22 protein-coding genes are annotated in these 24,088 nt (G+C 65.5%); 9 read left to right on the top strand and 13 right to left on the bottom strand.

Going from position 1 to position 24,088, the window contains the following annotated elements:
- Positions 1 to 15: 15 nt before the first annotated feature.
- From tssG to ACTHNR_RS04125, 7 genes are all read right to left on the bottom strand, one after another.
- Positions 16 to 1,101, bottom strand: a complete 1,086-nt coding sequence (gene tssG, locus ACTHNR_RS04155; RefSeq protein WP_440546219.1) for a type VI secretion system baseplate subunit TssG — start codon at positions 1,099 to 1,101, stop codon at positions 16 to 18.
- Positions 1,065 to 2,903, bottom strand: a complete 1,839-nt coding sequence (gene tssF, locus ACTHNR_RS04150; RefSeq protein WP_440546218.1) for a type VI secretion system baseplate subunit TssF — start codon at positions 2,901 to 2,903, stop codon at positions 1,065 to 1,067. The genes tssG and tssF overlap by 37 nt, the downstream gene beginning before the upstream one ends.
- Positions 2,904 to 2,935: 32 nt before the next feature.
- The gene (gene tssE, locus ACTHNR_RS04145; RefSeq protein WP_440546217.1) at positions 2,936 to 3,454 is read right to left on the bottom strand and encodes a type VI secretion system baseplate subunit TssE; all 519 of its coding nucleotides are present in this window, start codon (positions 3,452 to 3,454) and stop codon (positions 2,936 to 2,938) included.
- 100 nt (positions 3,455 to 3,554) lie between these two features.
- Positions 3,555 to 4,058 carry an Hcp family type VI secretion system effector gene (locus ACTHNR_RS04140; RefSeq protein WP_440546216.1) on the bottom strand — a complete coding sequence of 168 codons (504 nt, stop codon included), beginning with the start codon at positions 4,056 to 4,058 and terminating at the stop codon, positions 3,555 to 3,557.
- A 76-nt stretch (positions 4,059 to 4,134) separates the two neighbouring features.
- On the bottom strand, positions 4,135 to 5,625 hold the full coding sequence (gene tssC, locus ACTHNR_RS04135; protein ID WP_440546215.1) for a type VI secretion system contractile sheath large subunit: 1,491 nt from the start codon (positions 5,623 to 5,625) through the stop codon (positions 4,135 to 4,137).
- An 18-nt stretch (positions 5,626 to 5,643) separates the two neighbouring features.
- Entirely contained in the window at positions 5,644 to 6,174 is a 531-nt protein-coding gene (tssB, locus tag ACTHNR_RS04130; RefSeq protein WP_440546214.1) for a type VI secretion system contractile sheath small subunit, read from the bottom strand.
- Positions 6,175 to 6,211: 37 nt separating this feature from the next.
- Positions 6,212 to 6,880: a tetratricopeptide repeat protein gene (locus tag ACTHNR_RS04125; RefSeq protein ID WP_440546245.1), complete on the bottom strand. Its 669-nt coding sequence runs from the start codon at positions 6,878 to 6,880 to the stop codon at positions 6,212 to 6,214.
- Positions 6,881 to 7,201: 321 nt separating this feature from the next.
- Here ACTHNR_RS04125 and tssJ point away from each other — a divergent pair, with 321 nt between their 5' ends.
- From tssJ to icmH, 3 genes are all read left to right on the top strand, one after another.
- A complete protein-coding gene (gene tssJ, locus ACTHNR_RS04120; protein ID WP_440546212.1) occupies positions 7,202 to 7,861 on the top strand; it encodes a type VI secretion system lipoprotein TssJ in 660 nt (219 codons plus the stop codon).
- Between the two features lie 88 nt (positions 7,862 to 7,949).
- Positions 7,950 to 9,296 carry a type VI secretion system baseplate subunit TssK gene (gene tssK, locus ACTHNR_RS04115; protein ID WP_440546211.1) on the top strand — a complete coding sequence of 449 codons (1,347 nt, stop codon included), beginning with the start codon at positions 7,950 to 7,952 and terminating at the stop codon, positions 9,294 to 9,296.
- Complete coding sequence (gene icmH / locus ACTHNR_RS04110) at positions 9,293 to 10,072, top strand: type IVB secretion system protein IcmH/DotU (protein WP_440546209.1); 780 nt, start codon at positions 9,293 to 9,295, stop codon at positions 10,070 to 10,072. The genes tssK and icmH overlap by 4 nt, the downstream gene beginning before the upstream one ends.
- 6 nt (positions 10,073 to 10,078) lie before the next feature.
- Here the strand turns inward: icmH and ACTHNR_RS04105 are convergent, their stop codons facing one another.
- From ACTHNR_RS04105 to ACTHNR_RS04085, 5 genes are all read right to left on the bottom strand, one after another.
- On the bottom strand, positions 10,079 to 11,092 hold the full coding sequence (locus ACTHNR_RS04105; protein ID WP_440546208.1) for a zinc-binding alcohol dehydrogenase family protein: 1,014 nt from the start codon (positions 11,090 to 11,092) through the stop codon (positions 10,079 to 10,081).
- A gap of 162 nt (positions 11,093 to 11,254) precedes the next feature.
- Entirely contained in the window at positions 11,255 to 12,253 is a 999-nt protein-coding gene (locus tag ACTHNR_RS04100; protein WP_440546207.1) for a c-type cytochrome, read from the bottom strand.
- Positions 12,254 to 12,397: 144 nt separating this feature from the next.
- Positions 12,398 to 14,107: a SulP family inorganic anion transporter gene (locus ACTHNR_RS04095; protein WP_440546206.1), complete on the bottom strand. Its 1,710-nt coding sequence runs from the start codon at positions 14,105 to 14,107 to the stop codon at positions 12,398 to 12,400.
- Positions 14,108 to 14,123: 16 nt separating this feature from the next.
- The gene (locus ACTHNR_RS04090; protein WP_440546205.1) at positions 14,124 to 14,756 is read right to left on the bottom strand and encodes a ParB-like protein; all 633 of its coding nucleotides are present in this window, start codon (positions 14,754 to 14,756) and stop codon (positions 14,124 to 14,126) included.
- Between the two features lie 65 nt (positions 14,757 to 14,821).
- On the bottom strand, positions 14,822 to 15,508 hold the full coding sequence (locus tag ACTHNR_RS04085; RefSeq protein WP_440546204.1) for a VTT domain-containing protein: 687 nt from the start codon (positions 15,506 to 15,508) through the stop codon (positions 14,822 to 14,824).
- A 163-nt stretch (positions 15,509 to 15,671) separates the two neighbouring features.
- Between ACTHNR_RS04085 and mutL the strand changes: the two genes are divergently transcribed.
- Together mutL and miaA are read left to right on the top strand one after the other, a co-directional pair.
- Complete coding sequence (gene mutL, locus ACTHNR_RS04080) at positions 15,672 to 17,708, top strand: DNA mismatch repair endonuclease MutL (RefSeq protein WP_440546243.1); 2,037 nt, start codon at positions 15,672 to 15,674, stop codon at positions 17,706 to 17,708.
- A gap of 4 nt (positions 17,709 to 17,712) precedes the next feature.
- Positions 17,713 to 18,666 carry a tRNA (adenosine(37)-N6)-dimethylallyltransferase MiaA gene (miaA, locus tag ACTHNR_RS04075; RefSeq protein WP_440546203.1) on the top strand — a complete coding sequence of 318 codons (954 nt, stop codon included), beginning with the start codon at positions 17,713 to 17,715 and terminating at the stop codon, positions 18,664 to 18,666.
- A gap of 50 nt (positions 18,667 to 18,716) precedes the next feature.
- Here miaA and purM read toward each other — a convergent pair whose 3' ends face one another.
- Positions 18,717 to 19,784: a phosphoribosylformylglycinamidine cyclo-ligase gene (purM, locus tag ACTHNR_RS04070; protein ID WP_440546202.1), complete on the bottom strand. Its 1,068-nt coding sequence runs from the start codon at positions 19,782 to 19,784 to the stop codon at positions 18,717 to 18,719.
- A gap of 149 nt (positions 19,785 to 19,933) precedes the next feature.
- On the opposite strand from purM, the gene ACTHNR_RS04065 reads away from it, so the two are divergent.
- Genes ACTHNR_RS04065 through pcnB form a run of 4 tightly spaced genes read left to right on the top strand, consistent with a single transcriptional unit; the run spans position 19,934 to position 24,086 of the window.
- A complete protein-coding gene (locus ACTHNR_RS04065; protein ID WP_440546201.1) occupies positions 19,934 to 21,010 on the top strand; it encodes an AI-2E family transporter in 1,077 nt (358 codons plus the stop codon).
- 33 nt (positions 21,011 to 21,043) lie between these two features.
- Positions 21,044 to 21,787: a DnaA regulatory inactivator Hda gene (hda, locus tag ACTHNR_RS04060; RefSeq protein WP_440546200.1), complete on the top strand. Its 744-nt coding sequence runs from the start codon at positions 21,044 to 21,046 to the stop codon at positions 21,785 to 21,787.
- An 11-nt stretch (positions 21,788 to 21,798) separates the two neighbouring features.
- Positions 21,799 to 22,485 (top strand): HAD family hydrolase, encoded by a 687-nt coding sequence (locus ACTHNR_RS04055; protein WP_440546198.1) that lies wholly within the window; start codon positions 21,799 to 21,801, stop codon positions 22,483 to 22,485.
- The gene (pcnB, locus tag ACTHNR_RS04050; protein WP_440546197.1) at positions 22,482 to 24,086 is read left to right on the top strand and encodes a polynucleotide adenylyltransferase PcnB; all 1,605 of its coding nucleotides are present in this window, start codon (positions 22,482 to 22,484) and stop codon (positions 24,084 to 24,086) included. Before ACTHNR_RS04055 ends, pcnB begins: the two co-directional genes overlap by 4 nt.
- Positions 24,087 to 24,088 lie beyond the last annotated feature (2 nt).

Raw genomic sequence — 24,088 nt, 5'->3', positions numbered from 1 at the left:
CTGTCAGTGTCGGGTCTAGTGGATGACGTTCAGTTCGTAGCGTGCATCGTCGCGGTCGTGCTCGGCCTCGCGCGTGCAGAGGAAGGCGTCGTAGCCGAGCCGCGCGCCGCCGCCCAGACAGCTCGTGCCCACTTCCTCGCGCGCGAGCACGAGCGACACCTCGTATTCGATCGTGATCCCGGCCAGCAGCGTCAACATGCGTTCGAGCGCGATAGCGCGCGATTCGCCGGGCAGGAACGCTTCGTAATCGCGCTTCGTGAGCGGGCCGACGACGATACGCGCCCGCATGTCGCGTTGCCACACCCGTTCGCCTGCCAGCGCGGTCGCGCCCAGCGTCGCGTTGGCGCGTCCGAGCACGGTCATGCGCTCGCTCGGCACCGCATACCACCTGCCCGCGAATTGCTCGACCTGCACGGGCACGCGGAAGTAGTCGGTCAACGTGCGGGCGAGATACGCGGCCGACATCGGCCGGTGGCGCGCCGGCAGCGCGTAGCCCGCGATCGCCTCGTCGAGCAGCGCGCCGCGCCCCGCTTGCAGGTGCGCGCGCGTGCCCGCATCGGGTACGCCAGCCAAGGCGAGCAGGAGCGGCAGATACCGTTCGTCTCGATCGAGTTCGTAGTGAAACGGCAGCCGGTACTTCTTCCACGCCGCGTAAAACAGCGCCGTCGCCCGGTTTGAAAAAACATCGAAGAACTCGCGCGCCGCGTGATCGCGCTGCACGTGCGCGCGTGCAACGAGTTGCTCCGTATAGTGCAGCGGCAGCGCGCCTTGTCCGCCCAGGAGGCCAAAAAACGCGGGCGTGAGTTCGACTTGGCGGACCGCACGCTTGGCCAGCGCACTGCGCCGGGTATCGGCCTCGACAAGCGGCTCTCGGGCTTCGTTGTATGGCAGCGCGTGTTCGAGTTCGCTCGCCGGGAATGTCAGGGCGAGGCTGTTGCGAAAGACGATGGACTCGGCGGCGCGCTCGCTTTCGCGGCCGGCGTTTTCGCGCGAAAACCATGTGTCGAGCACACGTACCGCTTGGAAGAATTGGAACCGATAAGGCTCGTCGAGCAGCCGCTCGACTACGCCAGCGTCGATTGCGCGCTGCGCGGCTTGCATCGCATGATCTCCTCGCCTGTGCGGCCCGCCACGGCCACGAGTTGCACGAAACTGTTCAACCTCACGAACAGGCCGAAGAACGTGTCGAGCACGCGCACGAACGTCGCGAGGCTCGTCCCGACGTAATGCGCCTCGTCGAACGTCAACCGAATCTCGACCCCGCGCACGAACGTGGCAAACGGACGCCCCGGCAGCCATTGCACGGCCGGCCGCTGCTCGATGCCGACGATGCCCGCGATATGGCGCGCGGAAACCGCCGTGCGGCGCGTGTCGTATAACGCGAGCAATTCCTTGAGCGGCGCGAGGCCGCCGGCGGCCAACGGCACGTGGTTCAGCGCGAGGTGCGAAACGAGCCGCCAACGCATCGACGCGCCGCGCGCGACGCGCAGGCTGGGCGTCGGCCGCGACAGCAAGCCGATCGTGCCGACATGCAATTCGGGCGACGCGAAGAGATCGCCGCCCTCGAGCCCGACTGCGAGCCGCGCCGGAAGGTCCCGATTCGTACACGTGAGCGCGAGGCTCAGCGTATGCGTGCCCGCGGCGAGCGGGTCGAAATCGGCGTCGACGACCGATATCTCGGTTTCATAGCCGGGGCTATGCTGCGCGACCCAATCGTTGCGGCGCGAGAACCAGTAGCGCCCCGCACGCGCCGCTTCTTCGTGATGAAGCGCATAGAACGGGCGAAACTCGGTGACGGTTTGCCCGTCCGCCGCCGTCTCGACGCGACGGACGTCGTCGATCGAATAGACCTCGTACGCGTGCGCGTGGCGCGCGTCCGCGACGACGGAATAGGCAATCGCCTCGTGGCTCACGTGAATCGGCTCGCCACGCTGCTCGAACAGATTCACGACGGGCGTGCAGAAGAGACGAACGTGGTTGGCGCTCAGCGATTCGATGAGCCGCTCGATATGAGGCTCGTCGCGCAGCTCCCCAAGCGCCACGTGTAGCGTCAAGCGCCGGCAGCGCCCCGCGGTTGCGACCATCGTCGCCAGGTCGAAATCGACGAAGTCGAACTTCTCCGGAAAGGCAAAGTACTCGGTCAGTACGCGGTAGGCAGGATGCGACTTGGCCGGATAGTCGATCAAGGCATCTTCGTCGGCCAGCCCGGCCGGCTCGATGGGAATCTCCGGGAGTGCACGCCAAAGCCGGCTCTCATCCGTTTCGATGTATGCCCCGATCGCCTTCATGAACAGCGAATCGGCCAGGGCCGCGACGAACGACTGTTCGCCGTGAAGATAGGCCCGCAGCGACGGGAGATTCAGCGCGCCGAGCGTGCCCTCGGGCGCCGTGGTCTCGAATGTGAACGAGAGCAGCGCAGAGGCATCGCCGGGTAGCGTGACGGCCGAAGGCGGCACCTCCGAGAGCGGCGTATGCCTCGCGCGCGCCAGCCGCAGCGGTGCGAGCGTGACGTCGTAGGCGGTGCGAAAGCGGCAGCGTACGCCGCGAATCTCGCGCGAGGCCAGCGCGGCGCCGCGTTCGATCGTCACCGGATGCGCCGCCCCGCCGTCGCGCGGCAAGCCCAATTGCGCGATCGAGCATGACGGAAACGGCCGCAGATAATGCGGATACATGACCTCGAGCAGCGCCTCGGTGAATTCCGGAAGATCGTCGTCGAGCTTTTTATTGACACGCGCCGTCAGTAGGGCGAATGCCTCGATCATGCGCTCGACGTGGGGATCGTCGCCCTGTTCGCCAAGCGGCGCGAGGCGCGAGGCGATCTTCGGATACCGATCGGCGAAATCGCGCGAATAGCGGCGCAGAAAGGCCAGCTCGCGCTCGTAGTAAGGCAGCAACGCTTGCATCAATGATCCCCGAGCGCCTGCTCTCTTATCGACTAGCTGTGTCCCAGTTCGCGCACGCGGGCGCGCGTCGCATCCGTGCCGCGCCGCGAACGTGTGACCGAATATTGCAGCGTGGACGCTTGCAGCATGGCGTCGAAGCTGACCGGCTCTTCGGCCGGATGGACGACGAGCTTCGCGCGAATGACGAAATACAACGCGTTCGTCGATTGCTCATTGACTTCGAGCGACACACGCACGGCGCGCAGGCGCGGCTCATGCCGCGCGATTGCCTGCGCAATCGAGTCGCAGATATACGTGCGATCGAAGTGGCTGGCGAGGCTCAAGCCCGCGAAATCGTTCAGCCCGTAGGTCAGCACCGAGCGCTGACACTCCGGCAACTTCAGGAGGTCATGCTCGGTCAGCACGATACGCGTGTTGAGCAAGGCCTCGACATCGCGCGCCACGCGCGCCTTGAGTTCGTCGAGCGACCACTGTCGCATCGCGGCGGGCGCCGGCGAGCGCGGATCGTCGTCGAACAGCTTATCGAGCAAGCTCGGTTCGAAGCGCTTCATCGGATACCGTGCTCATACGTCAATCGGATCAATCAATGCGGAAAGGACGCAAGCGCCGCCCGCCTCACATGGGAAGCGGGCGACGCGTCGAACGCGATGCTTAGACCGCGTACGTCTTGTCGTTCTTGGTCAGGCTCCACGCGCCTTGCACGTTGCCGCCGGCGCCGCCGCCGACTTGCTGCTGCGTGTACTTCCATTGGATCGCGGCGTACTTCAGCGAGAACTGCTCCGTCGGCAGGCCCTCACCCACCACGCTCGGCGTGACGCTCGAGACGATGACGTACTTCATCTTGATCTCGAGGTACTTGACGCGGTTGCCTTCACCGTCGGCACGCATGAAATCGACCGTCACTTCGTCGAACGTCGTGCCGCCCGAGGCGTGCTGATAGAGCAGCGGGCTGACGGCGTCGATGTCCTTCGAGAAGGTCATGTCGCCATGCTCGCAGCGTTCGGCCGTCGCACCGCCGGCGGTGCCCGACGTGGCCGAGCGCGGCTGCGTGATCGAGTGATTCCACGAGCTGATCTCGATCCAGTCCTTGTGATCCTTGTCGGCGGATTCACCCTTGATGGCGGGACTGCCGAACTTCAGATAGATGTCTTTCATGACTACGCGACTCCCAGGTAGCGGTTATATGCGGCTCGGGCGCCATGCCCGAGCCGCGCTCGGAATAACTTGTGTTTTATGCGCCCGCGGATTTCGGCAGATCCGCGACCAGCCGCAGCGAGATCGACAGCTCGTCGAGCTGGAAATGCGGGCGCAGGAAGGCGACGGACCGGTACGAGCCCGGCTTTCCGGGGATCTCGGACACTTGGATCGACGCCTCCCGCAGCGGAAACTGCGCCTTCTGCTCTTGCGTGGCGTTGTCGTCGAGCAGCACGTACTGCGCGACCCAGCGATTCAAGAACTGCTCGACGTTTTGCGCCGAAGCGAAGCTGCCGATCTTGTCGCGCATCATCACCTTCAGATAGTGCGCGATGCGCGACACCGAGAAGATGTACTGCAGCTGCGCCGACAGCACGGCGTTCGCGTTGGCGCTGTCCGTGTTGTACTTCTTCGGCTTTTGCACCGACTGCGCCGCGAAAAACGCCGCGTAGTCGGAGTTCTTGCAATGCACGAGCGGGATGAAGCCCAGATCGCTGAGCTCCTTCTCGCGGCGGTCGGTGATGGCGATTTCGGTCGGGCATTTCAGCGCGATCTCGCCGTCGTCGGTCTTGAACGTATGCGTCGGCAGATCCTCGACGAGCCCGCCGCCTTCCACGCCGCGAATCGCGGCGCACCAGCCGAAGTCGTCGAATGCGGCGGTCAGCCGCGCCGCGAACGCCCAGGCCGCGTTGCACCACAGGTACTTGCTGTGATCCGAGCCGTCGACGTTCTCGACGAAGTTGAAGGTGTCGGCGATGAGGCCTTCCTTCGGATTGAACGGCAGCCGGCCGAGATAGCGCGGCAGCGTCAAGCCGACGTAGCGCGAATCTTCGGAATCGCGGAACGACTTCCACTTCGCGTACTCGACGGTGTCGAACACCTTGCCGAGATCACGGGGCTTGCCCAGATCGGCAAACGATTCGAGACCGATCAGCTCGGGCGACGCCGACGCGATGAACGGCGCATGCGCCGCCGCGGCCACATGCGACATCTGCTCGATGAAGTACATGTCCTCAGGCTGCCGCGTGAGCTCGAAATCGCCGACGAGCGCACCGAACGGCGCGCCGCCGAACGTGCCGAATTCCTCTTCGTACACCTTTTTGAACAACGCGCTCTGATCGAACTCCGAGGCCGCCTTGAAATCGCGCACGATTTCTCGCTTGCCCGCGTTGAGCACGCGGATCTTGATCATCGAGCCCGTGTTGCTCTCTTTGCAGAGGTAGTCGAGCCCGCGCCACGTGCTTTCCATGCGCTGGAATTCGGGCGCGTGCATGACTTCGCTCAGCTGCGCCGACAGGAGCCGGTCGAGTTCGGCGATACGCGCGTCGATCGTCGCGGACAGGTTGTCCGACACGACGACCGTGCCGTCCATGACTTGGTGAACGAGTTCGCCGATCAGATCCTTCGCGCGCGCATGCTCCGAGTCGGATTTGGCGACCTTGCTCTTTTCGACGATCTCGTCGAGCAGCGACGTGGCGGCGCCCGCCTGCGCCTCGCCCGTCGGGGCCGCGGCTGTTTGCTGATTCATCCTCACACCCCGCTCAAGTTAATCGCCTTGCTTGTCTTCGCCATCGCCGCGCGCACCCGTCTCGCCCGCGAGCGCCTGCAACTGCTGCGTATTGGCGAGCACCTCGCTCAGCAGGCTTTCGAGCTTGTCGTTGCCCGCGAGCTTGTTGCGCAGATCGGCCAGCTTCGAACGCGCTTCGAGCAAGCGGCGCAACGGATCGATCTGCTGGACCACGGCGTCGGGGCCGAAATCGTCCATCGAGCGGAAGCGAAGATCGACGCCGAACGAACCGCCCGCATCGGTCAGCTCGTTCTTGACCTGGAACGCGGCGCGCGGCTCGAGGCCCTTCATGACGTCGTCGAAATTGTCGCGATCGACGCTCACGAACTTGCGATCGCGCAGCTTCGGCTGCTCGACCTCGGACTGCCCGGCCAAGTCGGCGATGACGCCCACGACGAACGGCAGTTCCTTGATCTCGATCGCGTCGCCGCGCTCGACCTCGTACGTCAGCTGGACGCGCGGCGGCCGCACTTTTTGCAGCCGTTTCTGAATGCTTTCTTTCTTCGCCATCGATGGCTCCCCAGGGCGACAGGATCAAATAGGCCGATCAGCGAAGTGCACTGAAGGGATCGGAGGCGCCGCCGCTCTTCGCAGCCTGGGCCGGCGCGGGTTTTTGCACCGGCGGTGCGCTCGGCGCCGTAGCCGTGGCGCCTTCCGGCGCTTTCTCGGCGGGCTTTTGCGCGGCCGCGACGGGGCGGCGCACGATACGGCGCTTCTTCACCGCCGGTTTCTTTTCGTCGACTTCTTCGGGAAACAGCGTGTTTTGTCCGAGCGTCTCACGCAGCTGATGTGCGAGCACTTGCGCATCGCCCTTCGCATCGCCGGCGAGCGCCGCATCCTGACGCAGTTGGCCGAGCGATTCCGTCGCCACGCGCAGGCCGCTCACGGCCAGCACGCTCTTGGCCTCGCGATCGGTTTGATCGCGCGACAGCGCCTCTTGCGCGGCGACGATGGCCTGCCCGTAATGCGATTGGGCAAACTGGATCTGCGCAATGCGCGACCATGGTTCCTCACGCGTCGGGTCGGCCTTCGTCAGCTGATCGTACAGCGCCAGCGCGCGCGTTTGATCGCCGCTCTTGGCAACGGTGTCCGCATCGGATAGCGCTTTGTTGAAGGCTTCGGGAGAAGATTGCATGTTCGCGTTCTGCGTTGCGCAGCCCACCATAGTTACGCACGCGAGCACCGTGGCGGAGAATAGGAAAAGTCTATGTTTCATCATTCTTTCTTCTTTCGACGAAGCCGTTTATTAATTCACCCGGAAAACCGCTACTTTGCTTTGCGGCCAGTGCGCGCGTATAGTACCGGCCAATTTTCGATAATTCAACTGCACCGCTTCGAATACGATTCGTTCGAATTCGAATGCCACGTGATATCTCAGGCAAACAATGCTGAAATAATTTCCGAATTAAATCGAAAAGGAATTACGGGGCGGAAATTTTTTCCTGCCGACCTGAACTAGACAAACCTGTATATAGACTTTCGTGTCATCGTGATGTCACGAACGATGCGTCTCGTACAGGGCGTTGGACATTAAGCAATGGTCGATTTCGGACGGGGTGCGGGCGTGAATCACGAAGGGTTCGGTTATCGGCGTGCGTCGCGCCTCGCCTGTCTGCTGCTCGCATGCGCGCAGTTGGCCGGATGCGCGGCGGCGGTGCCCATGCTGGGCGCCGCGGCCTCCACGGCTTTGCAGGCAGTCGGCGTGGGCAAGCCGCCGGTGCCCGACTCGCAAAAGCCGCCGCGCGACGTTCCGCTGACGCTCGCGGCCGCCCCCAATCTGAACGCCGCCAACGACAATCATCCGCTCGCGCTCGTCGTGCGTCTTTACGCGTTGAAGGACCCCACCTCGTTCCAGCAGGCGCCGTTCGATACGTTCACCGATCCGGCCAAGGAGAAAAGCACGCTAGGCGCCGATTTACTGAGCGTGCGCGAAGTGACGCTGATACCCGGCCAGCATTACCAAATGACCGAAAAGGTGACGCGCGAGGCGCAAGCGTTCGGTGTCGTCGCGCTCTTTCGCGACCCGGCGCAGCAGCGTTGGAAATTCGCTTTCGATCCGGCTAAATCGGAGAAATCCGGCATAATGATCGGCCTTCACAACTGTGCGATGACCGTCACGAGCGGTACGGTCATCTCGCCCGATCCGCGATTGCCGATGCAGCCGCTCAATATGCTCTCGACCGTCAGTTGCGGTTAGGCGGGCGAACGAACGCGGATGCGCGCCGTCATTGCGGCGCCTTGCCCGGTGCACGCATGAAATACGAAACCCAGACAGTGAAATTGAGATGAGTTATTCGGCGAAATTGCTTTGGGGCGAGGGGCTCTTTCTGCGGCCCCAGCATTTCCAGCAACAGGACGCTTATCACGAGGCGCGGCTCTTCGAGTCGATCCGCACGATCCAGCCGTTCAATTGGGGCGTGCGCAGCGTGCGCTTCGACGCCGATTCGCTCGGCAACAATTTGCTGCGGCTATCCGAGCTTTCGCTGGTCTTTCCCGACGGCACACTCTACTCCGCCCCGCTCGCCGACGATCTGCCGCAAACCGTGGCGCTCGAAACGCTGCCCGAGGGCGTGTCCGAATTCACGTTCTATCTCGCGTTGCATCCATTGCGAGAAACAGGGGCGAACTGCGCGAACGAATCGGCTGACGCTTTCGTGTCGCGCTACGCCTCCAAGCAAGTGAACGTGGCCGATCAATTCACCGATGCGGCCGTGGCCAATCTCACGTTTCTCAAAACGCGCGTGAAGCTGATCAGCCACACCGAGCCGCGCGCCCAGTTGCTTGCCGTGCCGCTCGCGCGGCTGCGGCGCACGGCCACCTCGGGCTTCGAGTTCGACGAAACGTTCGTGCCGCCGTGCCTCGCGGTCGAAGCCTCGCCCATTCTTCATCAGCGGCTGCGCCAGCTCATCGACGCATTGCAAGCCAAGGTCAGCGCGCTTTACGGCTTTCACCGCGAGCCGACGAAGAACATCATCGAATTCCGCTCGGGCGACATCGCCTCGTTTTGGCTGCTGCATACGGCGAACGGCGCGGTCGCCTCGCTCGTGCATCTGCTGCAGCAGCCCTCGCTGCACCCGGAGCGGCTCTTTCAGGAGCTGCTGCGGCTCGCGGGGCAACTGATGACGTTTTCGAAGCGCTATGCGCTGGCCGATCTGCCTGCATACCGTCATGACGATCCGGGCGCCGGTTTCGCGCAGCTCGATACGATCGTGCGGGATCTGCTCGAAACCGTCATCTCCACGCGCTACTTCGCGATCGCGCTCGACGAAGTCCGTCCTTCGTTCTACGCCGGCCGGCTCGATTCGGGCAAGATCGACGAAAAGACCACGTTCTTCTTGGCCGTGTCGGCCGACATGCCGGCGGTCGAACTCGTCGAAGCCGTGCCCGCGCGCTTCAAGGTGGGGGCGCCCGACGACGTCGATAAACTCGTGCTGTCGGCCATGCCGGGCGTGCGCCTCGTGTATACGCCGCAGGTGCCGCCGGCCGTACCCGTGCGGCCGGGCGCGTGCTATTTCGCGTTCGAATCGCGCAGCGGCCTCTATGACCGCATGCTCCAAGCGCAATCGGCCATGATCTACGCGCCCTCGGGCATCAACGAACTCAAACTCGAATTGATCGCGGTGACCTCATGACTCAAATGCCTTCGCTGTTCGGCGCGAATGCGCCTTCCGCGCCGCTACCTGCCGCGACCGAGGGGGGGTTCCAAGCGCGCTCGCTGCGCGACTTGCTCTACGACGGTTTCTTCATGCTGTTCCTGCTCAAGCAGGGCCGCGCACCCGGAGAGGCCGCCGAATTCAGCGCGCGCGTGCAAGCGTTCCTCGCCGATTTCGAACGCGGCGCAAAAAAACTGAACGCGCCGGCCGACGACGTCTACGCCTCGAAATTCGCGTTTTGCGCGGCGATCGACGAAGCGGTACTGGCTTCGTCGTTCACCCTCCGCGCCGAATGGGAGCGTCGTCCGCTACAGCTCGCGCTGTTCGGCGAACAGCTGGCGGGCGAGAAATTCTTCGAATTGCTCGAGCAGTGCCGCGCGCAGGGCGCGGCGCGGCTGCAGTCGCTGGAGGTATTTCACATGTGCCTGCTGCTCGGCTTCCAGGGCAAGTATCTGCTCGAAGGGCCCGAGAAGCTCTCCTACCTCACCGGGCGGCTCGGCGACGAGATCGCGCAGATGAAAGGCAAGCGTGCGCCGTTCGCGCCGCATTGGCCGCTGCCCGATCAAATCGCGCACCGGCTCAAGCACGAGCTGCCGCTGTGGACGATCGGCGCCGTCTTCGCGCTCGTCGGGCTCGTGGCCTATCTCGGCTTGAATACCTACCTGCGCAATTCGACGATCCGCACGCTCGCCCCCTATTCGCAGCTCGTCAAGCCGGAAGCGGAATCGGCCAACCTCACGATCTCGCTCCCGTAACCGCGCTCAGAAACCCTCGAGCACGATCTTGCCGCGCGCGCGTTGGCTTTCGAGCAACGCGTGCGCGCGCTTCACATTCGCCGCGTCGATCTTGCCGAAGTGCTCGGCGAGCGTCGTGCGCACCGTTCCCTCATCGATCAAGGCCGCCACACGATCGAGCAGCGCGTGCTGCGCGATCTGATCGGGTGTGTCGAACATCGAGCGCGTGAACATGAACTCCCAGTGCAGCGAGACGCTCTTGCGCTTGAGCTGACGGATGTCGATCGCTTGCGGATCGTCGATCAGCGCGAAAGCGCCCTGCGGCTTGATCGCCTCGACGATCTGCGGATAGTGCGCATCGGTCTGATTCAAGCTCGCGACGTAATCCACCTGGCCAACGCCGATGCGCTCGAGTTCGGCCGCGAGCGGCTTCGTGTGATCGATGACGTGATGCGCGCCCAGTTCCCGCACCCATTCGCTCGTTTCGGGCCGGGAAGCCGTGCCGACGATCGTCAGCCCCGTCAGGCGACGCGCGAGCTGCACGAGAATCGACCCGACGCCGCCGGCGGCCCCGATTACAAGCAGCGTACGGCCCGTGATCGCCTGCCCCTCGGGCACGCGCAGGCGGTCGAACAACAGTTCCCAAGCCGTGATCGACGTCAGCGGCAACGCCGCCGCATGGGCGAAATCGAGCGAATTCGGCATGTGGCCGACGATGCGCTCATCGACCACGTGCAGTTCGCTGTTCGTGCCGGGCCGTGTGAGCGAGCCTGCATACCAAACTCGGTCGCCGGGCTGAAACAGCGTCACGTCCCGGCCGACGGCCCGAACGACGCCCGCCGCATCCCAGCCGAGCACCTTCGGCTGGCCGGCCTCCGGCGGCACGCCGGCGCGCACCTTCACATCGACGGGGTTGACCGAGACGGCCCGCACCTCGACGAGCAGATCGCGCGGGCCGGGCTGCGGATCGGGCAGTTCCACATCGACGAGCGATTCGGCATCGGCGATGGGCAGGCTGCGATAGTAGGCGACGGCTTTCATAGAATGGGCTCCTTGGCTTCGATAAGGGGAAGCGGCGGCTAGCCGATATCTCATCGGCCAGCCGCGCTCGTTCTGCCTCCATCATCGCGGCCCGCGCGGCTTCGAAACAGCGCCCAGGCGCTCTTACAGTTTCGTCGCCGCGATGAAAATCGCCCCGCCTCGTCAGTACCGCGCGTCCGACGGCTTGCCGCCGTTGGGCCAATCGTGCTCCTTGCCGGCGAAATCGGGACGCGGCTGATGCGTCACGTACGCCGCCACGTCGAGCGCCTCCTGATCGGCGAGCGTCGCGTTGCCGAGCGGCATGTTGTGCTTGATAAACGCGGCGGCCGTGTTCAGGCGCGCCATGCTCGCGCCGATGTTGAACGACGCGTCGCCCCACAGCGGCGGAAAGACGTAGCGGCCGCCGGCTTGCATACCTTGACCGTCGACGCCATGGCACGACGCGCAGCGTTCGGCATAGACGGCCTTGCCGTGCACGGGATCGGGCGTGAGCTTGCCCGCGCCCGCCACCTTGCCCATGCCGCGGCCCGGGCCGAAAGCGCCGCTTTCCACGCCCTTCGAGACGAACGTCATATAGGCGAGCATCGCATTCATTTCCGCTGAATCGAGCGCGAGCGGGACACCGTTTTCCGACCGGCGGAAACAATTGTTGATGCGCTGAGCGAGCGATTCGACCGACGCGCTGCGCGCGGTGTAGGCCGGCGTCACACCGATCATGCCGTACCACGGCGATGCAAGCGGCGTCGTGCCCGCGCCGATGTGGCAACTCGCGCAAGACATGGCGCCCGCGGGCACATGCCCAGGCGCGTAATGCGGCGTGTCGACCGTCAAGCGGTAGCCGAGCATGACGGCGTCCTTATCCGGGCCCGCCGGCAGGGCGGCGAGCCGCGCTTCAAGCGTATCCGCGGTGACGATGCCGCCCGTCTCGGAGCGCGCAGCCGGGGTTGCCGATACGGCCTGCGCGGCCGGTGCATCGAGCGGCGCCGCCTGCGCGCCGGCCAGCGATGCGCTCAGCATCGCCGCCACCGCGCATGCCACGCCGGTAAGGCGCACGCCGGCGAGCGGCCCGCTCACTTGGCCGAGCTTGCCGGCGTGCGAGCGCAGCGCGCCGCGCATCCGATGCGTCTTGGGATGCGTCTTGCGAATGGGCTGAATTTCCATGTTTCGACTGTCCCCCTGTTTCCGGCCGCTTTCGGCGGGACACGATGCGTCTGCCCGATTTCAGACCGGTGAGCAGTCACCATAAACACCAACGGTCTCGCGAGCAAGACGTAAGCCTGATAGGAGAAACGCTTAGGACGCCGGCTATCCCACGTGTTGCGAATCGGCGAGCACCGATTGCACGCACTCGTCCACGCTGAGCTCGCGCATCGCGCCGAGCGGCAACGTTTCGTCCGCGGCGCGGCGCAACGCATCGAGCGCGCGCGGCTTCAAGCGAACGAGGATGAGCCGCTGATCGTGCGCGCGCAGCTCCGCCGCGAAAACGCGCAGCGCCTCGATGGCCGTCCCGTCGACATCGGGGGTTTCCTCGAGGCTCAGCATGATCGTATGGGGCGTGCTCGCCTGTCCGGCCGCGAGCTTGCGCACCTCGCCGAGCACGCGGTCGGCGTTCGCGAAGAAAAGCGGCGCCTCGGGCCGCACGATCATGATGGCGTCCACGCTTTGCGCATCGGCGTGCGCCGATACATCGACGAAATCGTGACTATCGCGCAGACGGCCGAGCACGCTCACCATCGGCACCGAGAAATTGCGCAGCGTGACAAGCAGGCTCACGCCAATCGCGACGACCAAGCCGTGCAGGACGCCCAGCACGAGCACCCCGGCCAACGCCGCGATCGTGACGAGTCGATCGCGGCGCCAGAGCCAATACGGGCTGAAAACGCTCGGGTGCAGCGAATGGCTGACGGCGTAGATCACGATCGCCGCCAGGACGGGTTGCGGGATGCGCGCCAGTTCCGGCCTCAAGAAAGCCACGATGAGCGCGACGACTGCCGCCGCCACGAGACCCGCCCAGCGCGTTTGCGCCCCGGCCGCCTCGTTGGCCGAGGTCGCCGAATAGCCGGCGCCCACGGGCATCCCCTGCAGTAACGCCGATACGATATTGGCTCCGCCGAGCGCGACGAGATCGCGATTGGCCGATACCTCATCGCCATGCTTGAGCGCGAAGCTGCGGATCGAGCCATACGACTCGGCATACAAAATCAGCATCAGCGCAAACGCGAGTTCGATCGTCTGCGCCCACTGCGTTCGAGCAAACGCGGGCAGCCCCAGGCGCACGTCCTGCACGTCGATGGCGCCGACCATCGAGATATGCCAGCGTTGCCAATCGATGAAGTAGCCCGCCCCGATGCCGAGCACGATGACGACCAGCGTCGCCGGTATGCGGGCCCGCGCGCCGAGCGCGAACAGGATCGCCAGCGCGACACCGCCGAGCGCCACGCTGTGGATGTTCCAAGCGCTCGCTTGCCGCGCGAGATCGAACGCCATGCGCGGCACGTCGGCATAGTGCGACGACACGCCGAGAATGCTCGGCAGTTGCTTGACGGCGATCGTCAAGGCGAGCCCGAAGGCGAATCCCCGCAATACCGGCTTGGCGACGAAGTCGGACATCCCGCCGAGCCGCGCCAGCCCGGCGAACGCGAACAGCAGCCCCGTCGCCGCCACGAGCGCGGCCGCATAGGCGAGATGCGCCCCGCCGCCGCCCGCCTGCGCGCTGACGGTAGCGGCCAGCACTGCTGCGGAGGACGACGTGGCCGACACGATCGCGAAGCGGCTGCTGCCGAGCAACGCATAGACGGCGAGCCCCGCCATCAAAGCGACGAGCCCGGCCTGCGGCGGCAGATTGGCGATGCCGGCGTAGGCGACGGCCTCGGGCAGCAGCAACCCCGCGATCGACACGCCCGCGAGGGCATCCTTGACGGCGCGAAGCCCGGGCGGTTTCGGCGCGCCGCTCTGCGCGTAATGCGCGGGGTCTTGGAGATGAGCCGCGGCGGCGTGCCCCGTATCGATCGTCATACGTTCGGGCGCGGCGTCAAGTGGTGGGCATCGGGCCCGACCAGCCCGGCAGATACCGGGCGTCGGCTTCATGCGCGCAGGCGAGCGCCTGCCCGAGCGCTTTGTCGAAATTCTTGCGAATGCGTTTCTCGGGAACCTTCGAGCGCAGATAGTCGGCCCACAAAAATTCGCTGAACGGCGCCGCATCCTTCGCATAGCCGCCGACGCGGCGCAGCTCGCCGGCAAGGCTGCGATAGGGGTCGTCGACGAGTTCGGTCAGCGTCTTGGGCAGGCGGTCGTAGTCGTGCCGCGCACCGTCGGGGCCGAACGGATGGACCCACTGGTAGTGCTCCATCATGCGCCAGAACATGTCCGGTTCTAGCCAAGACAGGTCGCGCAGGACCATCGTCTTCACCTCGCGCACGCCTTCTTCGATCAAGGCAAGCCCGAGGTGATGGTGATCGACCACAAAATGGGCGTTCCCCGGCCCCAGCACCGCCGGAAACCAATGCGTCGCGATGGCCTGCGCACGCGCTTTGCGATCGAGCGACTTCCAATGCGCACGCTTGGCGCGCACCTCGTGATAGCCGACGGTGATCTGCGTCGGCCGCAGCGCTTCGAGCTTCGCCGGGACCAGACGAATGTCGGCGGTCGGACCGTTCGCGTTCATGGTGATCTCCCCCTGCTCGAACGAATTTTCTTCTCGCTGCGCCCCGTGCGCTCTAGACGCCGCCGTCAGCGGGTTCCGCCGTTTCGCGCGACGCCCGTCGTCGACTTCTTGCGCAACAGCTTCCACGCGGCCGCGAGCGCGACCGGCACGATCGCCGCGCCTACACCCACGAGCACGATCAAGTTCAGATATTGCCGAATAAACGGAATATTGCCGAAGAAATATCCAGCCAGCACGAGCAGCAGCACCCAGAGTGCGGCGCCGGTCACGTTGAAGAGCTGAAAGCGACCGGTACGCATGCCGGAGACGCCCGCCACGAACGGCGCGAAGGTCCGCACGACGGGGATGAAACGGGCGAGAACGATCGTCTTGCCCCCATGCCGCTCATAGAAGTTGTGTGTCTTTTGCAGCGCGGCCCGATCGAGAAACCGCTCCAAGAATGGAATGTGCGTGTTGAAGACCTTGGGACCGATCGCGCGCCCGATCAAGTAGTTCAGGCTATTGCCGCCGATCGCTGCGACGAGCAAGAGGGCAATCAGCGAGATCAGGTTCATCTCGCCCGTCGCGCAAAAGGCCCCGCCGATGAACAGCAACGAATCGCCGGGCAAAAACGGCAAGACGACGAGGCCCGTCTCGCAAAAAACGATCGCGAACAGCACCGCATAGACCCAGGCGCCGTACTGATGGACGAAATCCCCGAGGAACTTGTCGATATGCAGAATCAAGGCGACGAAATGAAGCAGCGTATCCAAAGGCATTCCTTCCAAAAAAAGTCCGAACGGTCGAGGCGGTCTTGCCCCCCCCGCGTCAATCACCGCGCCATGATACCGAAAGCCCATGGCCGATCTCGAAACGCCCCGGCGCCCGTGCGGCGTGACGGGTCTGCGCGCCTTCGCGAATCGCTATAATCGCCGCATGTCAGAATTCCTCGAATCGCCGGCCGACGGCGAGCGCGCCGCGCCGCCAGTGCCCGCCGCGCGCCGCGCGATCGCGCCCCTGCCCGATCAGTTGATCAGTCAAATCGCCGCCGGCGAGGTTGTCGAACGCCCGGCGTCGGTCGTCAAGGAACTGCTCGAAAACGCCCTCGACGCAGGCGCCAAAACGCTGCGCATCATGCTCGACGCGGGCGGCGTCAAACGTATTTCGATTACCGACGACGGCTGCGGCATCCCTTCCGCCGAGCTGCCGCTCGCGCTGTTGCGCCATGCAACCAGCAAGATTCGCTCGCTGGCCGAACTCGAAGCCGTCGCCACGCTCGGTTTTCGCGGCGAAGCGCTTGCTTCGATCGCATCCGTGGCGGAAACGTTCATTACGAGCCGCACGGCCGATAGCGCGCATGCCACGCGCATCGACGCCCAAACCGGCGCGCTGACGCCCGCGGCGGGCGGCGTGGGCACGACGATCGAAGTGCGCGAGCTTTACTTCAACACGCCGGCGCGCAGGAAGTTCCTCAAAAGCGAGCAAACCGAACTCGGCCATTGCGTCGAGATGATCCGCCGGGCCGCGCTGGCACGGCCCGACGTCGCGATCTCGGTCATGCACAACGGCCGTGCGCTCGAGCATTGGAATGCGAGCGAGCCGCCCGCGCGGGTGTCCAAGATCCTCGGGGAAGCGTTCGCGAACGCCCACCTGCCGCTCGAGGAAGTCGCCGGTGAAATCGCCTTGTACGGCTGCGCGGGCCTGCCGACGGCGAGCCGTGGCCGCGCCGATCAGCAGTATTTCTTCGTCAACGGCCGGTTCGTGCGCGACAAGCTGCTCACGCATGCCGTGCGCGCCGCCTACGAAGACGTCCTGCACGGCGATCGCTATCCCTCGTACGTTTTGTTTCTCGATCTGCCCCCCGAAGCGGTCGACGTCAATGTGCACCCGTCGAAGATCGAAGTGCGCTTTCGCGACTCGCGCGCGGTTCACCAATTCGTCTTTCACGCGTTGCAGCGCGCGCTTGCAAGGCATGCGGGCGCATCGCCCGAAACGACCGCGCTCGGCCATGCCGCGCAAATCGAGCCGCGCGCGGGCGCCGGCCTCGCGGGCATGGCCGGGGCGACCGGCGCGGCGGGCATGCCGGACGGTATCGGCGCGTCGCCTTCAAGCGCCTCCATATCGGCCGTGAATCGCGGCGGTTCCACCTGGTTGCGCGATTCGCGCATGACGCAGGGCACGCTGCCGGTCGCGCAGCCGCTCGCGTTATACGACGCGCTGTTCGGGCGTAAAGATAGCGCGGGCGCGGCCGGCGGCGAGGCGGGTCCCACCGCTAGCGCACCTTGGCTTGCCGTGCCGCCGTCTTCCGCTATCGAGGCCCACGACGGCGCCGCGGGCGCAGCCGCGCCGGGCTTCGGCGCGCCGCAAGCATCGATGCCGGCCGATCTCGATCACCCGCTCGGCTTCGCGATCGGCCAGATTCACGGCATCTACGTGCTGGCGCAGAATGCGCGCGGGCTAGTCATCGTCGACATGCACGCCGCGCACGAGCGCATTCTCTACGAGCAATTCAAGCGCGCCCTCGCGGAAAGAGCGGTGGCGGTGCAGCCGCTTCTGATCCCGGTATCGATGACGGCCGATGCCGTCGAGATCGGCACGGCCGACGAAGAGCGCGAGGCCCTCGAGGCGCTCGGTTTCGACCTCGCTGCGCTTTCGCCCACGACACTCGCGATCCGTGCCGTACCGGCGCTGCTCAAGGACGCCGACCTGCCCACCCTCGCGCGCGCGGTGCTCGCCGATCTGCATGCGTACGGCGGCTCGCGCGTGCTGACCGAGCGCCAGCACGAAATGCTCGGCACGCTCGCCTGCCATCACGCCGTACGCGCGAACCGGCGCTTGACGCTCGACGAGATGAACGCGCTGCTGCGCCAGATGGAGGCGACCGAGCGCGCCGATCAATGCAATCACGGCCGGCCGACCTGGTATCAATTGACGCTCTCCGATCTCGATCGGCTTTTCCTGCGTGGGCAATGAGCGCGTGAACGAATCACATCGCGTCGCCATTGCCTGCTTGCTGGGGCCGACGGCATCGGGCAAGACCGCCGCCGCCCTCGCGTTCGCGGCGAAACACCCGACCGAGATCGTCAGCGTCGATTCGGCGCTCGTCTATCGCGGCATGGACATCGGCACGGCGAAGCCGACGCTTGAGGAGCGCGCACGCGTGCCGCATCACCTCATCGACATCCGCGATCCGGCCGAAGCCTACTCGGCAGCGGACTTTCGCGCGGACGCCTTGCAGGCCGTCGACGAAATCCGCGCGCGCGGCCGGGTGCCGCTCCTCGTCGGCGGGACGATGCTCTACTTCAAGGCGCTGGTGCAAGGCCTGAACGACCTGCCTTCTGCAGACCCCGCCGTGCGTGCGACGCTTGAAATCGATGCGGCGCGCGAAGGCTGGCCCGCGCTGCACGCGCGGCTCGCCAATGTCGACCCCGTCACGGCGGCGCGCTTGGCGCCGAACGACGCGCAGCGCATTCAGCGCGCGCTGGAAGTGTTTATCTTGACGGGTCAGCCGATGTCGTTGCTCCTGTCGGCCTCCGAGCGTGCGGACGAATCGGCCTACCGTTTCATACCGATCGCTCTTGAACCGAGCGATCGCGCCGTTCTGCATGCGCGCATCGCGCAGCGCTTCGACGCAATGCTCGAGGCGGGTTTCGTCGACGAAGTGCGGCGCTTACGCGCCCGCGGCGATTTGGACCCGAGCTTGCCTTCGATGCGCTGCGTCGGGTACCGGCAAGCGTGGGAATACCTCGACGGCGCGATCGACTTAGCGACGATGCGGGATAAGGGGATCTTTGCAACGCGGCAGCTCTGCAAGCGGCAACTGACTTGGTTGCGCTCGATGCCGCAGCGGATCGTCATCGATTGCTGCACCGCCCACGCAACCGAGGACGCGGTGCGGGCGATCGAAGCGGCCGTCGGCGAGACGGCCTAGCGCGATCGCGCCCGCGTCCTACGGTCTGATCGATCGAATCGATCGAACGTTTAGACGACGACGGTTTGCGCTTCGCCTTCGCCGCTCGCGCGCACCACGCCGATCTTCCACACCTGCTCGCCGGCTGCGGTCAGTTCGCGCACGGCCTCATCGGCATCCGCCGCCGCCACGACGACGGCCATCCCGATCCCGCAATTGAACACGCGGTGCATTTCCGCATCGGCGACGCCGCCATGCTGCTGCAGCCACGTGAACAGCGGCGGCATCGGCCAAGCCGACTGTTGCAGCTCGGCCGTGAGGCCCGCGCGCAGCACGCGCGGAATGTTTTCGACGAGCCCGCCCCCCGTGATGTGCGCCATGCCCTTCACGGCCATCTTCTGCATCAGCGCGAGCAGCGGCTTCACGTAGATGCGCGTGGGCGCCATCAGCGTGTCGGCGAGCGAACGCCCGTGGAAATCGGCCGACAGGTCGGGGTTCGCGCGCTCGATGATCTTGCGCACGAGCGAAAAACCGTTGGAGTGGATGCCGCTCGAAGCGAGACCCAGCACGACGTCGCCCGCGGCGATGGTGCTGCCGTCGATGATCTTGCTCTTCTCGACCGCGCCGACGGCGAAGCCCGCCAAGTCGTATTCGCCATCGGGATACATGCCGGGCATCTCTGCCGTTTCACCGCCGATCAGCGCGCAGCCGGCCAACTCGCAGCCCTGCGCGATGCCTTTGACGACCGTCGACGCCGTGCCGACGTCGAGCTTGCCGCAGGCGAAGTAGTCGAGGAAGAACAGCGGCTCGGCGCCTTGCACGAGGATGTCGTTGACGCTCATCGCCACGAGATCCTGCCCGACCGTGTCGTGTTTGTTCAGATGGAACGCGAGCTTTAGCTTCGTGCCGACGCCATCGGTACCGGAAACGAGCACCGGCTCCTTGTAGCGCTTCGGCACTTCGAACAGCGCGCCGAACCCGCCGATACCGCCGAGCACGCCTTCGCGCAGCGTCTTCTTCACAAAGGGCTTGATGGCGTCGACGAGCGCATCGCCGGCGTCGATGTCGACGCCCGCGTCGCGGTACGACAGACCCTGGGCGCCAGCGCCTGCGTCCGGCGCGGATTTCGGTTGATTCATGGGGAAGAGCGAGAAGGTCGGTAAAATGCGATTTTACCTTATGTCGATCCGGTGTCGGCGCCCGGCGCCTCGCTCGGTTCGGATACGGAACAACCACTGTCGAGCGCCGGCTCGCGTCGCATCGAACCGGCCATACCCAGGATACCCCCTTGCCGCCGAGCTCTCCGCTACTTACACCGTACCAGCGCCAGGCCCTTTTCTGGGGCGCCGTCGCGCTCACGCTCGGCATTCTGCTCTGGCTGCTGAGCCCCGTGCTCACGCCCTTCTTGCTCGGTGCGATTCTCGCCTACATTCTGCAGCCGGGCGTCGCCTGGCTCGTGCGGCATCGCGTGCCCAGGGCTCTGGCGGCGCTCCTGATGATGCTCGTGTTCGCGATCGTCGTCTCGCTGCTCGCCCTGCTCGTGTTCGCGGTCGTGCAGAAGGAAGGCCCGCAGTTGAAGGCGCAAATCCCGGGGCTGATTTCGCATCTGCACGACTGGCTGCAGCCCAAGCTCACGATGCTCGGGTTCGGCGACGTCTTCGATTTCTCGAGCCTGCGCGACATGCTGACGACTCAGATCGAGGGCAGCGCGCAAACAGTCGCGCTCGCGGCCTGGAAGTCGCTGCGCACGAGCGGCAACGTCATGATCACCCTCATCGGCGACGGCGTCATGGTCCCGCTCGTGCTGTATTACTTGCTGTACGACTGGAATACGATGCTCGCGCGTCTGGCCGCGATCGTGCCGCGGCGCTGGCTGCCCAAAACGCTCGAGCTGGCCGTCGAAATGGACCGCACGCTGTCGCAGTACCTGCGCGGTCAATTGCTCGTCATGGGCGTGCTCGCGGTGTTCTACGCGTTGGCCCTGACGATCGCCGGCTTCGAGATCGCCCTGCCGATCGGCATCTTCACGGGGCTGGCCGTTTTCATCCCATACGTCGGCTTCGCCACCGGTCTCGCGCTGGCGCTGCTCGCGGCGCTGCTGCAATACGGCAGCCTTTACGGCTTCGTGGCCGTGGCCATCGTCTACGGCATCGGGCAAATTCTCGAGAGCCTGTTCCTGACGCCCCGGCTCGTGGGCGAGCGCATCGGCCTGCATCCGCTTGCCGTGATCTTCGCCCTGCTCGCATTCGGCCAGCTTTTCGGCTTTTTCGGCGTGCTGCTCGCCCTGCCCGTCAGCGCAATCATCTCGACGGCGCTGCGCGAATTACGCCGCGGCTATCTCGCTAGCGGCCTTTACAAGAACTGACACCCACCGTATCGATCGACTGCGTTTTTCATCGTGACTGTGCATCGCCAACTGACGCTCGACCTCGGCACGCCGCCGCCGTCGACGTTCGGCAACTTTTTCGCCGGCGCCAACGCCGAGCTCGTCGCGCGGCTGGCGGAGCTCGACGGCGCGCTCGCGGCAGGCCCGCTCGCCGACCGCACCTTCTATGTGTGGGGCGAGGCCGGCAGCGGCCGCAGCCACCTGCTTTCCGCGCTCGTGCATAGCGCGGCGCCGGGGCGCGCCTCGTTTCTCGGGCCGCAAAGCGCACTCGCCGCGTTCGCGTTCGATCCGAGCGTCGCGATCTACGCGGTCGACGATTGCGACAAGCTCTCGGGCGCGCAGCAGATCGCCCTGTTCAATCTTTTCAACGAGGTGCGCGCGCATCCGACGAGCGCGCTCGTCGCGACGGGCAACGCGGCGCCGCTCGGGCTCGCGGTGCGCGAGGATCTGCGTACGCGCCTGGGCTGGGGCTTGGTGTTTCACCTGGCGCCGCTGCCCGACGAACGCAAAGGCGCCGTGCTCAAGCACGCGGCCAAGGAACGCGGCATCGCACTGGCCGACGACGTCCCCGCGTACCTCCTGACGCACTTCCGGCGCGACATGCCGAGCCTGATGGCGCTGCTCGACGCGCTCGACCGCTTCTCGCTCGAGCAAAAGCGCGCCGTCACGCTGCCGCTGCTGCGCACCATGCTCGCCTTGCCGCCCGGCGAGGCCGCTCCCGAAGGCTCGCCGGCCGCGACGAGCCGCTTCAAGTAAAATGCGCCCTCATGACGAATCTCGCACTCTTCGACCTCGACCACACGCTCATCCCGACCGACAGCGACCACGAATGGGGCCGCTTCATGGTGAAGCTCGGCATCGTCGATGCCGAAACCTACCTGCGTGACATCGATCGCTTCTATGCCGACTACAAGCGCGGCCAGCTCGACATCCACGCGTATCTGGAAACGATCCTCACGCCGCTCGCGAATCGGTCGCGCGAACAACTGGCCGCCTGGCACGAGCAGTTCATGCACGAGGTGATCAAGCCGGCCCTCGCGCCCGCCGCGCTCGAGCTCGTGCGTCAGCACCAGGACAGCGGCGATCTGTGCTGCATCGTCACGGCGACGAACGAATTCATCACACGCCCGATCGCCGATGCGTTCGGCGTCGACACGCTGATCGCATGCGAGGTGGAAACCGTCGACGGCCAGCCGCATTCGCCGTTCACGGGACGCGGCACGGGCACGCCCAGCTATCGCGAGGGCAAGATCGTGCGCGTCGAATCGTGGCTCGCCTCGCTCGGCAAGACCTTGGGCGACTTCGAGCACAGCTTTTTCTACAGCGATTCGCACAACGACATCCCGCTGCTCGAGATCGTCACCGATCCGATCGCGACCAACCCCGACGCCACACTGCGTGCGCATGCGCAGGCAAAGGGATGGCGAATCCTCGATCTTTTCCAACCGTCGTGATCAAGAAACTCATTCGTAAGCTGCTCGGCCAAGATTCGGAGACGGCCGCACCCGCCCGGTCCAAGGCCTCCGCCAAGGCGGACGTGTTGCCCATCGGGGAAGACTCGCTCGCCGAGGAGGCGGCGTGGGCCGACGCGGCCGCGGACGAAGCGGCCGCCAAGCCGCGCCGCAAGAAAGTTCGCTCCGATAAGAGCCCGCCTGCCGCGGCGGCCGGACCCGACGCGCCCGTGATCCTGTCCTCCGACGTCCATGGCATCGACCCGTCGCTGCTTTCGCGCAACGCTGTCCGCGTGACCGAAACGCTGCAGCAAGCGGGCTTCCGGGCATTCGTCGTCGGCGGCGCCGTGCGCGACTTGCTGCTCGGCATCGCGCCGAAAGACTTCGATGTCGCGACCGACGCCACGCCCGAGGAAGTGCAGCGCCTGTTCCGGCGCGCGCGGCTGATCGGCCGGCGCTTCCAGATCGTGCACGTGCAGTTCGGGCAAGAGATCATCGAAGTGTCGACCTTCCGCGCGCTGATGGACGCCCCGAAGGAAGCCCCGAGCGAGGCGCCGCCCAAGCGTCTGCGCCGCGAGGAACTCGATCGCCGCACGCACGCCGTGGACGCGAGCGGCCGCGTGCTGCGCGACAACGTCTGGGGCGAGCAGCACGAAGACGCGACGCGACGCGACTTCACGATCAACGCGATGTACTACGACCCGGCCACGCAGACGGTGCTCGACTATCACAACGGGATGGCCGACATTCGCGCGCGATTGCTGCGCATGATCGGCGATCCCGCCACGCGCTACCGTGAAGATCCGGTGCGCATGCTGCGCGTCGTTCGTTTCTCGGCCAAGCTCGGTTTCGAAATCGAGGACTCCACGCGCGAGCCGATCCAGCCGCTGGCCGACCTGATCCATAACGTGCCCGCCGCGCGTCTGTTCGACGAAATGCTCAAGCTGCTGCTCTCGGGCCACGCGCTCGCCTGCCTCAAGCAGCTGCGCCAGCAAGGCCTGCATCACGGCCTGCTGCCGCTGCTCGACGTCGTGCTCGAGCAGCCGCACGGCGAGTCGTTCATCACGCTCGCCTTGAACAGCACCGACGCCCGCGTGAAAGCGGGCAAGACGGTGTCGCCCGGGTTTCTATTCGCCACGCTGCTCTGGCACGACGTGCAGCAGCGCACGCAGCAATATGAAGCGAACGGCGAATATCCGGTCCCAGCGCTGCACCGCGCAATGGACGATGTGCTCGACATGCAGACCGAAAAGCTCGCGATCCACAAGCGCTTTTCAGCCGACATGCGGGAAATCTGGGGCCTGCAGTCGCGCCTCGAAAAACGCTCCGGCCGCAGCCCGCTCAAGCTCATCGAACACCAAAGATTTAGAGCGGGTTATGATTTCCTCTTATTACGGTGCGAATCGGGCGAGCTCGATCCCGCCATCGGCGCGTGGTGGACCGCTTTCCTCGAAGGCAGCGGCCCGGAACGCGAAGCGCTGATGTCGCAGGGCGGTCGCGAGCGCACGCCGCGCAAGCGGCGTCGCCGCGGGGGGCGCGGCCGCAAGGGCGCCGACACGGAGGCGGCCGGCGCGGAGCCGGCGCAGCACTCGGACGAGGACTGAAG

The sequence above is a fragment of the Trinickia sp. genome, assembly GCF_051954495.1.
Taxonomy (GTDB): Bacteria; Pseudomonadota; Gammaproteobacteria; order Burkholderiales; family Burkholderiaceae; genus Trinickia.
This window is presented reverse-complemented; position numbering and strand designations above follow the sequence as displayed.

Bases quoted from the DNA above. Each gene is read 5' to 3' on its own strand.
- tssG (WP_440546219.1), bottom strand. From the start codon at position 1,101: ATGCAAGCCGCGCAGCGCGCAATCGACGCTGGCGTAGTCGAGCGGCTG.
- tssF (WP_440546218.1), bottom strand. From the start codon at position 2,903: ATGCAAGCGTTGCTGCCTTACTACGAGCGCGAGCTGGCCTTTCTGCGC.
- tssE (WP_440546217.1), bottom strand. From the start codon at position 3,454: ATGAAGCGCTTCGAACCGAGCTTGCTCGATAAGCTGTTCGACGACGAT.
- ACTHNR_RS04140 (WP_440546216.1), bottom strand. From the start codon at position 4,058: ATGAAAGACATCTATCTGAAGTTCGGCAGTCCCGCCATCAAGGGTGAA.
- tssC (WP_440546215.1), bottom strand. From the start codon at position 5,625: ATGAATCAGCAAACAGCCGCGGCCCCGACGGGCGAGGCGCAGGCGGGC.
- tssB (WP_440546214.1), bottom strand. From the start codon at position 6,174: ATGGCGAAGAAAGAAAGCATTCAGAAACGGCTGCAAAAAGTGCGGCCG.
- ACTHNR_RS04125 (WP_440546245.1), bottom strand. From the start codon at position 6,880: ATGAAACATAGACTTTTCCTATTCTCCGCCACGGTGCTCGCGTGCGTA.
- tssJ (WP_440546212.1), top strand. From the start codon at position 7,202: ATGGTCGATTTCGGACGGGGTGCGGGCGTGAATCACGAAGGGTTCGGT.
- tssK (WP_440546211.1), top strand. From the start codon at position 7,950: ATGAGTTATTCGGCGAAATTGCTTTGGGGCGAGGGGCTCTTTCTGCGG.
- icmH (WP_440546209.1), top strand. From the start codon at position 9,293: ATGACTCAAATGCCTTCGCTGTTCGGCGCGAATGCGCCTTCCGCGCCG.
- ACTHNR_RS04105 (WP_440546208.1), bottom strand. From the start codon at position 11,092: ATGAAAGCCGTCGCCTACTATCGCAGCCTGCCCATCGCCGATGCCGAA.
- ACTHNR_RS04100 (WP_440546207.1), bottom strand. From the start codon at position 12,253: ATGGAAATTCAGCCCATTCGCAAGACGCATCCCAAGACGCATCGGATG.
- ACTHNR_RS04095 (WP_440546206.1), bottom strand. From the start codon at position 14,107: ATGACGATCGATACGGGGCACGCCGCCGCGGCTCATCTCCAAGACCCC.
- ACTHNR_RS04090 (WP_440546205.1), bottom strand. From the start codon at position 14,756: ATGAACGCGAACGGTCCGACCGCCGACATTCGTCTGGTCCCGGCGAAG.
- mutL (WP_440546243.1), top strand. From the start codon at position 15,672: ATGTCAGAATTCCTCGAATCGCCGGCCGACGGCGAGCGCGCCGCGCCG.
- purM (WP_440546202.1), bottom strand. From the start codon at position 19,784: ATGAATCAACCGAAATCCGCGCCGGACGCAGGCGCTGGCGCCCAGGGT.
- ACTHNR_RS04055 (WP_440546198.1), top strand. From the start codon at position 21,799: ATGACGAATCTCGCACTCTTCGACCTCGACCACACGCTCATCCCGACC.